Annotated in this window: 12 protein-coding genes, 1 tRNA gene and 1 rRNA gene; 2 read left to right on the top strand and 12 right to left on the bottom strand. The window is 57.4% G+C overall.

Annotation, left to right across the window (positions count from 1 at the left end; genetic code table 11):
* The 10 genes from hisF to NIG5292_RS11695 form a co-directional block, all read right to left on the bottom strand.
* A complete protein-coding gene (gene hisF / locus NIG5292_RS11740; RefSeq protein ID WP_048599741.1) occupies positions 1-735 on the bottom strand; it encodes an imidazole glycerol phosphate synthase subunit HisF in 735 nt (244 codons plus the stop codon).
* A gap of 10 nt (positions 736-745) precedes the next feature.
* Positions 746-1,450: an acylneuraminate cytidylyltransferase family protein gene (locus tag NIG5292_RS11735; RefSeq protein ID WP_058124208.1), complete on the bottom strand. Its 705-nt coding sequence runs from the start codon at positions 1,448-1,450 to the stop codon at positions 746-748.
* Positions 1,447-2,592, bottom strand: coding sequence for a UDP-N-acetylglucosamine 2-epimerase (gene neuC / locus NIG5292_RS11730; RefSeq protein ID WP_048599739.1), 1,146 nt, complete (start codon positions 2,590-2,592; stop codon positions 1,447-1,449). The genes NIG5292_RS11735 and neuC overlap by 4 nt, the downstream gene beginning before the upstream one ends.
* A gap of 9 nt (positions 2,593-2,601) precedes the next feature.
* Entirely contained in the window at positions 2,602-3,630 is a 1,029-nt protein-coding gene (locus NIG5292_RS11725; RefSeq protein WP_048599738.1) for an N-acetylneuraminate synthase family protein, read from the bottom strand.
* Between the two features lie 36 nt (positions 3,631-3,666).
* Positions 3,667-4,929 (bottom strand): UDP-N-acetyl-D-mannosamine dehydrogenase, encoded by a 1,263-nt coding sequence (gene wecC, locus NIG5292_RS11720; protein WP_048599737.1) that lies wholly within the window; start codon positions 4,927-4,929, stop codon positions 3,667-3,669.
* Positions 4,930-4,940: 11 nt separating this feature from the next.
* Positions 4,941-6,068 carry a non-hydrolyzing UDP-N-acetylglucosamine 2-epimerase gene (wecB, locus tag NIG5292_RS11715; protein WP_048599736.1) on the bottom strand — a complete coding sequence of 376 codons (1,128 nt, stop codon included), beginning with the start codon at positions 6,066-6,068 and terminating at the stop codon, positions 4,941-4,943.
* A 111-nt stretch (positions 6,069-6,179) separates the two neighbouring features.
* Positions 6,180-6,539: a MarR family EPS-associated transcriptional regulator gene (locus tag NIG5292_RS11710; protein WP_048599735.1), complete on the bottom strand. Its 360-nt coding sequence runs from the start codon at positions 6,537-6,539 to the stop codon at positions 6,180-6,182.
* Positions 6,540-6,991: 452 nt separating this feature from the next.
* Positions 6,992-8,089, bottom strand: a complete 1,098-nt coding sequence (locus NIG5292_RS11705) for a plasmid partitioning protein RepB C-terminal domain-containing protein (RefSeq protein ID WP_072936738.1) — start codon at positions 8,087-8,089, stop codon at positions 6,992-6,994.
* Between the two features lie 20 nt (positions 8,090-8,109).
* Entirely contained in the window at positions 8,110-8,991 is an 882-nt protein-coding gene (locus NIG5292_RS11700; RefSeq protein WP_038008854.1) for a ParB N-terminal domain-containing protein, read from the bottom strand.
* A 69-nt stretch (positions 8,992-9,060) separates the two neighbouring features.
* Positions 9,061-10,611, bottom strand: coding sequence for a recombinase family protein (locus NIG5292_RS11695; protein ID WP_267884467.1), 1,551 nt, complete (start codon positions 10,609-10,611; stop codon positions 9,061-9,063).
* A gap of 215 nt (positions 10,612-10,826) precedes the next feature.
* Between NIG5292_RS11695 and nusG the strand changes: the two genes are divergently transcribed.
* On the top strand, positions 10,827-11,339 hold the full coding sequence (gene nusG, locus NIG5292_RS11690) for a transcription termination/antitermination protein NusG (RefSeq protein ID WP_048599734.1): 513 nt from the start codon (positions 10,827-10,829) through the stop codon (positions 11,337-11,339).
* A gap of 184 nt (positions 11,340-11,523) precedes the next feature.
* On the top strand, positions 11,524-12,621 hold the full coding sequence (locus tag NIG5292_RS11685; RefSeq protein ID WP_048599733.1) for a Fic family protein: 1,098 nt from the start codon (positions 11,524-11,526) through the stop codon (positions 12,619-12,621).
* A 218-nt stretch (positions 12,622-12,839) separates the two neighbouring features.
* Here the strand turns inward: NIG5292_RS11685 and NIG5292_RS11680 are convergent.
* Positions 12,840-12,916, bottom strand: a tRNA-Met gene (locus NIG5292_RS11680).
* A 332-nt stretch (positions 12,917-13,248) separates the two neighbouring features.
* Positions 13,249-13,363 (bottom strand): 5S ribosomal RNA (gene rrf, locus NIG5292_RS11675).
* Positions 13,364-13,433 lie beyond the last annotated feature (70 nt).

Genomic DNA, 13,433 nt, shown 5'->3' with positions numbered 1-13,433 from the left:
TCACGCCTGACATAAGTTCAAAGCGGCACGCAGGTCATCGACGCTGCTGCGCTGGTAGTGAAGAACAGCCGCAAAGGCAACGGCAGACGGTTGCGTCGCGGCCAACAGATCTTGCAGATGCTGAGGTTTTCCATATCCACCCGATACAATGACCGGGCGAGTAACCGCATCGTTTACCTGCCGGACAAGGTCGATGTCAAAGCCGCGGCTGGTGCCTTCCTTGTCGACCGAGGTCAACAGGATCTCGCCGCATCCCGCGCTTTGCAGGGTGCGGGCCCACTCCACGACATCAAGATTCGTCGGTTCACGACCGTTGTCGATATAGGCCTTCCAGCCATTATCGCGTCTCTTGGCTTCGATCGAGCCGACAAGGCATTGCGACCCAAACTTGTGGGCGACTTGCTCGATCAGCCTGATGTTCTGCACGGCACCAGTGTTGATCACGACCTTGTCCGCCCCGGCCCCCAGCGCTTTGGACACGTCCTCTACGCTGCGCATGCCCCCGCCGACGGCAATCGGCACGAATACATCGCGGCAGGCTGCTTCGATGATGTGAAACAGGTTGTTGCGGTCATAGAGGCTGGCCACAGCATCCATGAACACGATCTCGTCGATACCCTGGTCGTAGTAGTTGCGGGCCAAGACGTTTGGATCTCCGACCTTGCGCAGTCCCTCCAGATGGATTCCCTTGATGACGTGCTCGTTCTTGATGTCGAGCCTTGCAATAAGTCTCATCTTTGTTTCATCACCCCTTATTTGCGGAGCTTTGCATCTGCAGCACCCACTCCACACGATGCAAATCATCCAGCGTATCGATATCCGCCGAGCGATCGGCCGGCATGGCGATTGCTCCTATGCGTTCCGACGGAAACCCGTTCACGTCAAGAAACCGTTGGGCCTGAAAAACATATACCGCTCCGTTCGGGCCGAAGACCGGCGGCAATTGCTGGCGGTTGTAGAAGCAAAACGCTTGGTCCCTCATGGCCGTAAAGGTGTTGTTTTCCAATGTCCCGTACTTCAGAACCCCTCGATCGCGCTCGACGACACTCAGAACCATGTCGTGACCGCCCTCTTGAAACAGGGTCACGGCTTTTTGGACGTCCTGATCCGAGCGCAAGGGCGAGGTGGCCTGCAACAGCACGATTGTGGCACCTTGCAACGAACGTTCGACGATCAGGTGCTCGATAACCGCGGCCATCGGTGTGTCGTCGGCTGCCAGATGCTCGGGGCGCCTGCACAATGTGCAGCCCTCCGGCAGATCGGCCTCGTCGATTTCCACGATATCCGTGCTGAGCAGGGCACGACCGACGGTGCGAAGTCCTTGCCGGACGGCGTGCAGGTACAGGGGCACGCCGTTGAGCGGCATGAGGTTTTTTCCGGGCAACCCCTTGGAACCGGCTCGAACCGGCACGACCGCAATCGCTTCCGGTGTTGTGCGATGGGCCGTCATTCCACGAAATACTTCTGCAACGGCCGGTCCCAGAAATCTGCGCGGTTCAACAATTCAACGAAGCTCTTCGCCGAGTCGCCGCTTCCAAAGCTCTGACTACTGGGAAACCGCTGCCCCCAGAACTCAGACAGGAAACGGTCGATGGTGCCTCGGTCATGCGCGTCGCTGCGCAGCAGCGAAGGCGCGTTTCCGCGGTTCGACTGCCGCGTGCCGATATCGAGCGACGGCACGCCAAGGAATGGCGCTTCGCGCACACCCATACTGGAATTGCCGATAATCGCCTGGGCATTGCGCATCAGTTCCGAGAAATAGGCAAAACGCATGGACGGAAGGACCCGAAACCGGTCTTTTGGCAGCTCTCGGATGACCGAAAGGATCAACTCGGACCCGGGGTCGTTGTTGGGCAGGATGACGACATAATAATGTCCCGAGTCGATCAGCGCCCCGAACAGTGCTTCGGCCTGTTTACCCATCGCGGAAGCTTCCGAGGTAACCGGATGGAAAACGCAGATCCCGTAATCGACGGGGGCGATGTTGTAGCGCGTCCGCACCTGTTCCAGCGTCACGCCCGACGGGCGGCCATGGATGTCAAGTTCCGGTGAACCGATCACGTTGATAGTCTCGGGCGGCTCTCCCAGACGCTCGACGCGGGCCTTTGCTTCGTCCGAACTGACAAGGTGCACCGAGGACAGCTTGGTATTGCAGTGCCGGAATTGTTCGTCGATCGTTCCCGAAACCTCACCGCCTTCGACATGGGCGCAGCGGACGTAATTGGTCGTGCAAACCAATGAACATGCAAGCGCTTCAACGCGGTCGCCATGTATGATCACCAGATCCGGTTGATGTTCCTGCAGGTAATCAGAAAACCCCATGACAGTCTTGGCGAGGATGATGTCCTGAGGGTCGCCATCGCGCTGGTTGATGAACTCGACAACTTTAAAGCGCTTTTGTTGATGAACCTCTTCCTTGGTCAGCCCATATTTTTCAAGCATGTGCATGCCGGTGACAAAGAAAGTCACCCGGTGACCAGCATCGAGTGCTGCCAAGGCAAGCGGTTCCAGTTTGCCATAATCGGCCCGCGTACCCGTCACGAAGAGCAGGTTATGCCCGGCCTTGGCATTCAATTCGGGTTTTCCAGACATTGTAACCACTCAGTCCAAATCCGACCAGCGAAGCTGAGTGTTACGTTTCATGTCGCGGTTCACCCGACGACCGATCAGCGCATCGAATTGATCCGCCGGTATCTCGCCGCTTCCAGGACGGCGTGCCCAGATGTCGCTTTCGCCGATCGTTTCCCCGGCTTTCAGGTCGCGGTCGGCCACGACCGACCCGCGGGCAAACCGATACACGTCTTCTTCAGGGGCGCTGCGCTCCTTGGAATTGCGCGCCGCGATATGGATTTCGCGCGACCGATCAACAAGATATCGCAGCTCTGCCGGATCCATCGAACAGGAAATGTCCGGTCCGGCGCGATACCGCGTATCGGTAAAGTGACGTTCGAGAATGCAGGCACCCAGCGCGACGGAAGCAAGGGCCATATCCGGCCCGATCGAATGATCCGAGAAACCGACCACCGCGTCCGGGAAGGCCTGCCGCAACTCGGTCACACCGCGAAGCGACACGATCTCGGGGGGGGACGGATACAGGTTGGTGCATTCTAGCAGTGCAAATGGAACGCCCGCATCGCGAAGGATCTGAACCGAGCGCGACATCGAGTCGATCGTCTGCATCCCGGTCGACATGATGACCGGCTTGCCAAATTTCGCAATGTGACGGATCAGCGGCAAGTTGTCGGCTTCGCCTGAGCCGATCTTGAAAGCCGGGACGTCGATTTCTGCAAGGAAATCCGCCGCTTTCCTTGAAAACGGCGTCGAAATATAGATCACGCCCAGACTCTCGGCGTGCTGCTTGAGCGCGATTTCATCGGCGGGGGACAACGCACAGCGTTCCATCACTTCCCAGATCGACACATCGGCGTTGGGCGGAAAGATCGACTTGGCTTCTTCGGTCATTTCATCATCGACGAAATGGGTCTGGTGCTTGACGCATTCGGCACCGGCCCTCGCGGCGAGGGTCACCATGGACTTTGCGACCTCGAGACTGCCGCCATGGTTGATACCGATTTCGGCGATCACGAGGGGCGGATGTTCGGGGCCGATCTTGCGGTCATTGATTTGCATGTCTTGATTCCCTGCTAAGCTCTGATGGACTGTCGATCACCACACGCCACGACAATCGACCTTCCGGCCGACCGGTGCCGCTGCGTTCTTGAACGCGGTATGATCGACGAGAAGCACGTTGATGTCGGCCTCGGAGGCTTGGGCATAAGTGACGAGGCTGGCGTCTTTCAGATCGCGCGGAAGGCTATCGATGAAAGGTTCGACTATCATCAGCGGCCCCGCATGCGTGGCCGAAAGCGAACGTGCTATTTCCATTGCAGGACTTTCCCGCAAATCGTCGATGTCCGGTTTGAACGCCAAGCCGTAAACGGCAAGGGTCACCTCGGCAGCGGTCTTCGCGGGGTTGGCCAAGAGATAGCATCCAATCGCGGCCTGCACCTTTTTGAGCACCCATTCCGGCTTTCTGTCGTTCACTTCGCGCGCGGTGCGGATCAGATGTGCCTGCTCAGGAGCGGACGAGACAATGAACCACGGGTCTACGGCGATGCAATGGCCTCCAACGCCGGGACCCGGCTGCAGGATATTGACCCGCGGGTGGCGGTTGGCCAGTCGAATGAGTTCCCAGACATCCATGCCCAGCGCGTCGCAAATCAGCGAAAGCTCGTTGGCGAATGCGATGTTGATATCGCGGAAGCTGTTCTCGGTGAGTTTCGCCATTTCCGCAACGCGAGGCCCGGAGGCGACCACGCACTCGCCGGTGACGAAGGAGCGGTAGAGGCTGGCTGCCGCTTCCGAGCAGGCTGGCGTCATGCCGCCGATCACGCGGTCGTTGGTGATAAGTTCCTGCATCACCTTGCCGGGCAGAACCCGTTCGGGACAATGCGCTATGCGGATGTCAGAGTCTTCACCGGCAGTTTGGGGAAAGCTAAGGTCTGGGCGGGCTTCTGCAAGCCAGCCTTCCATGGCTTCAGTAGCCCCGACCGGCGATGTGCTTTCCAGGATCACCAGATTGCCAGCTTCCAGCACCGGCGCGATGGCGCGGGCCGCGGCCTCGATGAAGCCAAGATCGGGCTGGTGGTTTTGCCCCTTAAACGGGGTCGGTACCGCGATCAGAAAGGCCTCGGCGGGTTCAGGTACCGTGGTGGCCCGCAAATAGCCCTCTTTCACCACTGCGCGTACCACCAAGTCGAGGTCAGGTTCTACAATGTGAACCTCGCCACGATTGATCGTGTCGACAGTTTTCTGGTTCACATCGACACCCACCACATCGACTTTTCGCGAGGCGAACATGGCGGCGGTGGGCAGGCCGATATAGCCTAGTCCGACGACAGAAATGCGTTTGAAAGGGAGCTTAGGCATTATTGCTAATCCTAGTCGATCGTAAGAAATGACAAAGCGGCATCGCGGATCCTCTGAGAGGCCAACCCGACGCCGTAGGGATTATGCGCGCGCGACATCGCGTCGTAGGCGGCTTGATCGTCGAGGAGCCTACTCGTTTCTCGTACGATCAGATCGGCATCAGTACCCACCAACTTGACCGTGCCGGCGTCCACTGCCTCCGGCCGTTCTGTGGTGTCTCGCATTACGAGCACAGGTTTGCCGAGCGACGGGGCTTCTTCCTGCACTCCGCCTGAGTCAGTCAGTATTATGTCTGCGCGACGCATCAGATGCACAAAAGGCAGATAATCCTGCGGCGCAATGAGTTTAACACGCTCAAGCTCACCGAGGCTGATCTCGACAGGGCCCTTAACATTCGGGTTCAGGTGCACCGGATAGATGATCTGGACGTCTTCCCTCTTCGCTATGGTGGCAAGTGCAGAGCAAATACGCTCGAAGCCGCCCCCAAAGCTCTCCCGACGATGCCCCGTCACAAGGATCAGTCGCTTGGTCGGATCAATCCCGAATTTAGTGTCGAATGCTGAGCTCTGCTGTGGATCGTTCTCGAGTCTCTCAACCACCTCAAGCAATGCGTCGATGACGGTATTTCCAGTAATCGAAATCTGGTCTTCTTCGACGCCCTCGAATTTCAGGTTCGCAGCGGCCTTTTCTGTCGGAGCGAAGTGGAGCCGAGCAATAGCGCCAGTGACCTTACGGTTTATCTCTTCAGGCCAGGGCGAATAGATGTTGCCGGTCCGCAGCCCCGCCTCGACATGGCCCACCGGAATCTGCTGATAATAGGCCGCGAGCGAGGCCGACAACGTTGTTGTCGTGTCTCCGTGGACCAGTAGCAAATCTGGCGAAAACTCTTCCAGCACCGGCTTGAGCCCAGCAAGCACCGCCGCGGTGATCTCGGTGAGCCCCTGCCCAGGTTTCATCACGTTCAGATCGTATTCGGGTTCGATCCCAAACAGACGCAGAACCTGGTCCAGCATCTCGCGGTGCTGGGCAGTGACAGCCACCCGCACATCAAGGCCGGGATTTGCCCTGAGTGCTTCATAAACTGGCGCCATCTTGATGGCTTCTGGCCGCGTCCCAAAGACCAGCAATACTTTTTTCATTGGATCCTCAAATTCTATTTTTTGTGGACGCTGCCTGCAATCAAACTCTGCCCGAGCAGTACTTCGCCGTTCCTCGTGAGAGATGCCCCGCCAAGCGAGTTGCGAATGCGATCAGGACAGCTTCTTTTCAGCGTTGGCATCGAGCTCGACTTGAAGCGACTCGATCTCTTCCTTGAGCCCCTCGTACTCTTCCATCTTCCTGACCAGAAATGCTCGCGTCAGTGCTACCTTCCGCGCGATACCTCTCGGCGTCAAAACGTAGGCATATCGGCGTTTGTCTTCCGCCGCCGTGAAATTCCCCAGTTTCACCAGACCTTTTTCGATCAGGGCGTTCAAAACGTAATGTATTCCACCGACACTGACACCAACCGCCTCAGCCAGCTCTCGCTGGGACATTTCTGGGTTTTCTTGCAGGAGGCGGAGCACGCGAAAATGCGTGTCTTCCTGCAGTTTGGTGCGCTTGCTAGTCATATTTGAGATTTTCTCAGGCTACCGCACAAGAACTGCCCGCAGGGCGCCTTGTTGGATGCAAAGATGACGTTGAAAATAGATTCCACATCGTTCATCTTTGAGCGGTAACAAATGCTGCATGCGCAAACAAGAGGGAATTTCACAATTTCAGATGTTTTCGTCAGTTCGGACGATGAAGTAGCCACTAACCCACAGGTGCAGGCCCAACTAGAGGCGGACCTCACTCACTCTGAGGACATCGGCGGACCTTCAACCGCGCCACTATCAGAGAACCTGAATATGTGACAAGCTCATAACTGAACGACCCCGTCAGCACAAGGCTGGTTCATCACCGCCGCTGATCGTCGGCACCGAGCGGTGCATGGCGGCTGACCCATGAGACTCGGCCTTATGTCGCTCGGAAATAAGTCACTTTGGCAGATCTACTACAATCTGACCCCGGGACGAGCCCGTCATCCGAGTTGGCCATCCATTCCAGGGGCCGGCGCTGCGTCACTGTCGTCTTTCGCCATTTGGGTGTGTGCTGTCGCTTCGGCGGCGATTGGTCCTTCCTCCCGTTCGGCCTGTTCGACTGCCTCCTCCATACTGACCGTGTTCAGCACCAGGTCGAACTGCTCGAGGATCTCGGATGCATGCCGCGCCACGTAGGAGCGCACCGCCTCGTTTTCCATCAGCTTTTTCAGGTAGCCTTTGGCGACGACCAGGTTCAGCAGCTCGGACCCGTAGTTTTCTTCGGCATGCTTGTACTTTTCCTGCACCTGGCTCATCTCTCTCTCAAGCTTGACGATTTGCTCCAGCGGGTCGCCTGTCGGTTGTTCCGGCTGTGGTGGCTTGTAGTCGGTGCGCTGTTCCGGCGGCGTGGCCTTCAGGAGGGCGTCCGCGTGGGCGGCGGTGATCGTATTTGCGGCTATCATCAATTCCACCGCCTCGATCTGCCGGGCGGCCTTCATCTTGCGTAGGTGCCGCGTCACGTCCGGAGTGAACTGGTGGTCCTGCAGCAGTTCCACCGCCTTGGGGCAGATCCCGTGCAGCAGGTTAATCCGGCTGTTAATGGTCGAGAGGTTCACATTGAAGGCCCGCGCAAGTCGTTCCTTGCTGACACCTTTGTCGATCGCGCGCCGCAGCATGTAGTGCTCCTGCACGGTTGAGAGCCGGTTGATCCGGTGATTGTAGGTGTAGGTCTCAAAATCCTTGGCAATGAGGCAAGGCGCGGTGTCCTGGCCCAATTCCTTCAGCGCCAGCACCCTCAGATTGCCATCAAGCAGTAGAAACCCCGCAGCATCCGGATCTGGCTTGATCACCGAGAGCGGCTCAATCAACCCAATTTCCCGGATCGAGGAGACAATCTGCTTGAACTTGCGTGTTGTCATCACGCCGTCGGGAACCTTTTTCGAGGGCATCAGCTCCTCAAGCGGGATCTGGAAGGTTTCCAGATCAAACCCGAGCGTCAGGTTCAACGGGGCCTTGGGATACGGCGCGTCGTTTTCATCGCTGTCTGGCTGGGGGAAAGCGCCCGGGTAAAGTGGCTTCACAGTGCTGAGGTCATTCATCGTATGTTCCTTTTCGGGTTTCAGGCGGTTTCAATGCGGTCGGCGAGGTATTTCGGCAGGCTGTCGAGGCCCTCGGCGCGCAGGAGCGTCACGAAGTGCTCATCGGCAAAGAGGCGTTTCAGTCCTTGGACCACCAAGAGCAGTTGCTGATGCGCGTGATCGGCCTTCAGCATCAGCTTGTGTTGGCGGGCGACCTCGCGCTGGTATGTCTTCACCAGCGAATGCGCCGAGTTTGGCAGTTTCGGGCGATCACCACCGGTTTTCGGGCCCTTTTCCCGGCGCTTTTCAATAAGCCGCTTGGCATCCGTGATCTGGTGCCCTTTGAGTTGGCCGGTCTTATAGGCCTCTTCCAGCATGTCGCCGAGGTTTTCATCGTCATGCTTGGCGCGGGCGATTTCGAGAGCGGTGGTCAGCGGAATGGTCCCGTTTTGCACCGCCTCGATCAGGCGCTCCTCACCCTTTTCCAGCAAGAAAACGATGTCCCGAACGTATTTCTCGGAAAGCCCCGTTCGAGTGATGATGTCGTCGATGCTGTAATCCCGCGCCAGCAACAGCTCGATGTCGGCCAGGATCTCCAGCGGCCGATGGCCCCGCCGGGCAATGTTTTCGGCGAGCGACATGATGAAGGCGTCTTCATCGGTCACATTGACCACCAGCGCCGGGATGTGGCTTTCACCCAGCAGCCGAAAGGCATTCAATCGTCCTTCGCCACAGACCAGCAAATAGGCGGGCGCCCCATCGGCACCTTCGCGCTCTGTCACGGTGATCGGCTTTTTCAAGCCGATGGAACGGATGTTTTCAACTATCTCTTCAAAGACCTTCATATTGCGGTCCCGGGAGTTCAGGACCTCGATCCGGTCGATGGGGACGAGCGTGACGCTCTCGGGTGTGTCAGTCATCATAGGGTTCGCTTCCTCTTTTAGCGCAATTGTTCATGTTGTGTTCTCCTTCCGATTTCCATCATCAAGGCCTCATCCCCATTTCCGGCGAATGCCGACCCGTTCTGCCATTCCGTAGAAAAAGCCGAGATCCTCAAACCGGAAGGCCTCAAAGGCGATGCTGGTGCGGTTGCAAAGGCGGATTTCCTGCCGGGGTAGATCGAGCCAGGGCAGCAGGTAGTAATCGAGCTCGTCGCGGTTGTCGGGGTCAAGCCGGACCGCCAGCGTGACGTCGGCCTGATAGCGCATCGGGTCAAAGCGGATTCTCCAGCGTAGCCGTCCGTCGCCCTGAGGCTGGCATCGCGCCAGCACTAAGCTGACGACCATCTCGTCATTTATGGTCAGCAAATCGGTCTTAGGATCACGCGCAACTGTGCCACCCACCTCGGCAATTGCCGCCTCAGTGCGCGCTATGATCTCCGGATGCATCCCGCGCAGGCGCTTGTTGAGCGCGATGCGTTCCTGATCCCGGTCCGAGCGATAACCAATCATCTCATAGGCCCGGGCCAGAGACCCGAAGCGGTTTCGATAGGCTGATGAGGACGGCATGTCGGGCGTCTGATCGATCAACACGCCAGAAAGCTGGCCCGCGTCTGCATAAAGCCGTTTCAAATGATCCAGCAGCTCTTCGTCTGACAGGCGCGCCGACCGTGCCGTGATGATCTCCTGCGCCGTCAGGAAAAACTCGAGCGGTACAATCCCCTCGAAGGCGCCTTCCTTGCGCACCCACATATCGGGTGGGTTTTCCACATGCAGCTTCTTCAGCTTGAAGGAGGAGCGGTTGTAGACGTTGTTGCCGATGTATTTCTCGTTGGTCAGAACCGTGCGCACCGTGCCAGAATTCCAGGGGCGGTCCAGATCGGTTTTGACACCTTCTCCGTTCAGGCGATCGGCAATCTCGCGGAAAGAAAGGTCCTCCTCGATCAGCCAGCGATACATCTTGTTGACCCAAGCCACTTCCTCGTCGGGCCCGGGCATCAGGATCACGCGATCTGTTTGCAGCGATTTGTGCTCACCGCGCTTCAGCTCGCCCTTGATCTGGCCGCGCTCGTTTACGAGAACCCGGCGCAGCCCGAAGCCTGCCGCGCCACCTTGACGGAAGCCCAGCTCAATTAGGCGGCATTGGCCGGCGAAGACCTTGACCGAAAGCTCCCGGCTGTATTCGCCGGCCATCGCACGTTTGACGCCCTTGACGATGGTTGAGACGGGCGAGCCGTCGTTCTCGAACTGCTCGGCGCAATAGGCGACGTTGATGCCGGCGCGCTTGCAGATGTATTCGTAATAGGCGCTCTCATCCGCATCCTGGAAACGGCCCCAGCGGCTGACGTCATATACCAGGATCACGTTGAAGTCGGCCGCGCCAGATTCCACATCCGCGATCAGCTGCTGCAGGGCGGCGCGTCCGCCGATAGAAAGGCCGCTCTTGCCGTCATCGGCGTAGGTCTTGATGATTTCGATGCCGCGCTTTTCGGCATATTCGCGGATCTTGTCGGACTGGTTGTGGGTTGAATACTGCTGATGCTCCGTCGACATGCGCACATATTGCGCCGCCCGAAACTCGGTAATCTCGCCACTCCCGTCCAACTCAGCCTCCGATCTGTGTGTCTGTCGGTCGGACGTTTGCTCGGGTCGCAAAGTGTATCAAGCTGATAGTGCTGGATTATCTCATTATATCAATGCTCTGAGGGCGAGGTGCGCAGTCTCCTTCATCAAATTATCGCATCGCACCCGGAAAACCTTACTTGCATGCGTTCGAATTTGAGCGATAGGTGTGGAAATTACATTAACTAGGTTGCAAAATGACATTTCACGATCGCGGCACAAACTGGTTTCTGGCGCAACTTAAGCCGAACTGCGCCAACATCGCGGATAAGAACCTCAAGCGCCAGGGCTTCAACACCTTCCTGCCGATGGAAGAGGAAACGCGCCCGCGGAACGGCAAGTACGTCACTGCCATGCGGCCACTGTTTCCGGGCTACATCTTCGTGGCCTTCGATGTGACCCGCGGGTTCTGGCGCACAGTTAACTCGACCCATGGCATCACGCGGCTTGTGAGTTTCGGCAAGGAGCCGACGGCTGTGCCGCTGGACCTGGTCTCGCAGCTGATGTTGCGCTGTGACGCAAAGGGCAAATTGCTGCCGCCAAAGCTCTTGAAGCCTGGAGACCAGGTGATGTTGACCAAGGGACCTTTTGCAAATTTTGTGGCAGAGGTGGAAACAATCGCGCCAGATCGGCGGGTTTGGGTCCTGATGGAGATCATGGGTGGTCAGACCCGTGTTGCAGTTGGGGCGGATCAGTTGCGGACTGTTTGACCGTCAGCGTCGCCAAAAAGCATATCTCTGTGTGCAAACTTTATACTATTAGCCTTGATCACGAGCACAACTAGCTTGTTGTGCGGAGATTGATCCCCCCTATTCTCCGCAAATACTACGGCTTTTACTCTTGCCAGTGCGGAGAAAAAGTCGGATCATCCCTGCAAATTTTGCGGAGAATGTGATGCAAACCTGGGAACGGGACACCTGGCCTAACCTTACTTGGCAAGACGCGCGCGTCGCAGCCTACCTAGCTGAGGTGCGCCATATCCAGGGCAGACTGATCGGCAGGATGGAAGTGCTGGGCTTCAAGCTGCGCGAGGAAGCAGTGCTGCAGACGCTGACACAGGACGTCGTCAAGACAAGCGAAATCGAAGGCGAACAGCTCGACGTCACTCAGGTGCGCTCATCGCTGGCGCGTCGTCTTGGCATCGACATTGGCGCCCTGCCCCCGACAGATCGCAACGTCGAAGGCATCGTCGAGGTCATGCTTGATGCGACGCGCAACTACGACGCTCCACTGACAGCGGAACGCCTATTCGGCTGGCATGCCGCCCTGTTTCCGACCGGGCGCAGCGGCATGACACGCATCCGCGTCGGGGATTGGCGCGATGACAGTACCGGGCCGATGCAGGTGGTGTCAGGACCCTACGGACGGGAACGCGTGCATTACACAGCGCCACCTGCCTTTTGGGTCGCAGCAGAGATGGAAGCATTTCTCGCCTGGTTCAACGCGCCGATTTCATCCGATCCGGTAATCAAGGCGGCCCTGGCGCATCTGTGGTTTATGACGATCCACCCCTTCGAGGATGGTAACGGACGGATTGCTCGTGCCATCGCTGATCTTGCGCTGGCGCGGTCAGAGAGGAGCTCACAGAGGTTCTACAGCATGTCAGCGCAGATCCGAACAGAACGGAGCGCATACTATGATCAACTGGAGCAAACGCAGAAGGGCGACACGGACGTAACAGAGTGGGTTCTGTGGTTCCTCGCGTGCCTGGATCGCGCCATCCGTGGAGCGGATAGCGTACTAGCTGCAGTTGTCGCTAAGGCTCAATTCTGGGAGCGCGCAGCTCCGATGCCGCTGAACGAGCGACAGATCAAGGTTCTGAACCGTTTACTTGACGGCTTTGAAGGTAAGATGACCACGTCGAAATGGGCGACAATTGCCAAGTGCTCTCAGGATAGTGCAAATCGCGACATTGCGAGCTTGATTGAACTTGGCCTGATGCGGAAGGGCGAAGCCGGCGGTCGCAGCACGAACTACGAGCTGGTACCGTAACGCGAGCAGACCTAATTGTCAGCCATCACCCGGCCAAACCAATTCGTTCCAATACGCCCGAACATCATCGACCGTCCTTGGGTGCGGTTGATTACCAACGATTACGGCTTATCGGGGGGTGCGACTCGCCAAACGTTGACATGGCGTTGACATGAAACAAACGCAGAAAGCCCGACTGATTAAGTCGGGCTCTAAGCGTTTGATTTAGCGTATTATTTTGGTTGCGGGAGTAGGATTTGAACCTACGACCTTCAGGTTATGAGCCTGACGAGCTACCGGGCTGCTCCATCCCGCGCCAACTTGGTTTGTTTAGTTTGGGGTTGTGTTGTCTGCAAGGGCGGATTTGGGGTTTGGTTGATTTTGTTTAGGGGAGGTAGGTGAGGTCTGCTGCGTTGTGGTCCATGGCGTCAATTGGGACGGGCAGATTTCAGGGGGTGCGATTATGATGCGGCTCTCAGGATAGCCGGTTTCAGAGGGGGGCTATCTGTAGCTGCGGCGCAGCAGACCCCACGCCTCGCACCGCGCACTAAGATTTCAGGTGGTATAGACACAAAAAGGCCGCCACGAGCTGAGCTCGTAGCGGCCTAATGTATGATAATCGAATATAGAGTATTGGTTCTTTGTTAGGTTTGGCGATGACCTACTCTCCCACGCCTTAAGACGCAGTACCATCGGCGCAACAGTGCTTAACTGCCAGGTTCGGGATGGGGCTGGGTGTTTCACTTGCGCTATGATCACCAAACCAAAGAAAGAACCATTACAAACATTTTTAATCCAGATTTTCGTAACTTGTGTAGTTGTGTATGCTTTTG

Source organism: Nereida ignava, from assembly GCF_001049735.1.
GTDB lineage: Bacteria > Pseudomonadota > Alphaproteobacteria > Rhodobacterales > Rhodobacteraceae > Nereida > Nereida ignava.
Note: the sequence above shows the minus strand (reverse complement) of the source record. Positions and strands in the feature narration are given on the sequence as shown.

What these genes read in the sequence shown, in the direction of transcription:
- hisF (WP_048599741.1), bottom strand. Translation starts at nt 735, where the DNA reads ATGAGACTTATTGCAAGGCTCGACATCAAGAACGAGCACGTCATCAAG.
- NIG5292_RS11735 (WP_058124208.1), bottom strand. Translation starts at nt 1,450, where the DNA reads ATGACGGCCCATCGCACAACACCGGAAGCGATTGCGGTCGTGCCGGTT.
- neuC (WP_048599739.1), bottom strand. Translation starts at nt 2,592, where the DNA reads ATGTCTGGAAAACCCGAATTGAATGCCAAGGCCGGGCATAACCTGCTC.
- NIG5292_RS11725 (WP_048599738.1), bottom strand. Translation starts at nt 3,630, where the DNA reads ATGCAAATCAATGACCGCAAGATCGGCCCCGAACATCCGCCCCTCGTG.
- wecC (WP_048599737.1), bottom strand. Translation starts at nt 4,929, where the DNA reads ATGCCTAAGCTCCCTTTCAAACGCATTTCTGTCGTCGGACTAGGCTAT.
- wecB (WP_048599736.1), bottom strand. Translation starts at nt 6,068, where the DNA reads ATGAAAAAAGTATTGCTGGTCTTTGGGACGCGGCCAGAAGCCATCAAG.
- NIG5292_RS11710 (WP_048599735.1), bottom strand. Translation starts at nt 6,539, where the DNA reads ATGACTAGCAAGCGCACCAAACTGCAGGAAGACACGCATTTTCGCGTG.
- NIG5292_RS11705 (WP_072936738.1), bottom strand. Translation starts at nt 8,089, where the DNA reads ATGAATGACCTCAGCACTGTGAAGCCACTTTACCCGGGCGCTTTCCCC.
- NIG5292_RS11700 (WP_038008854.1), bottom strand. Translation starts at nt 8,991, where the DNA reads ATGATGACTGACACACCCGAGAGCGTCACGCTCGTCCCCATCGACCGG.
- nusG (WP_048599734.1), top strand. Translation starts at nt 10,827, where the DNA reads ATGACATTTCACGATCGCGGCACAAACTGGTTTCTGGCGCAACTTAAG.
- NIG5292_RS11685 (WP_048599733.1), top strand. Translation starts at nt 11,524, where the DNA reads ATGCAAACCTGGGAACGGGACACCTGGCCTAACCTTACTTGGCAAGAC.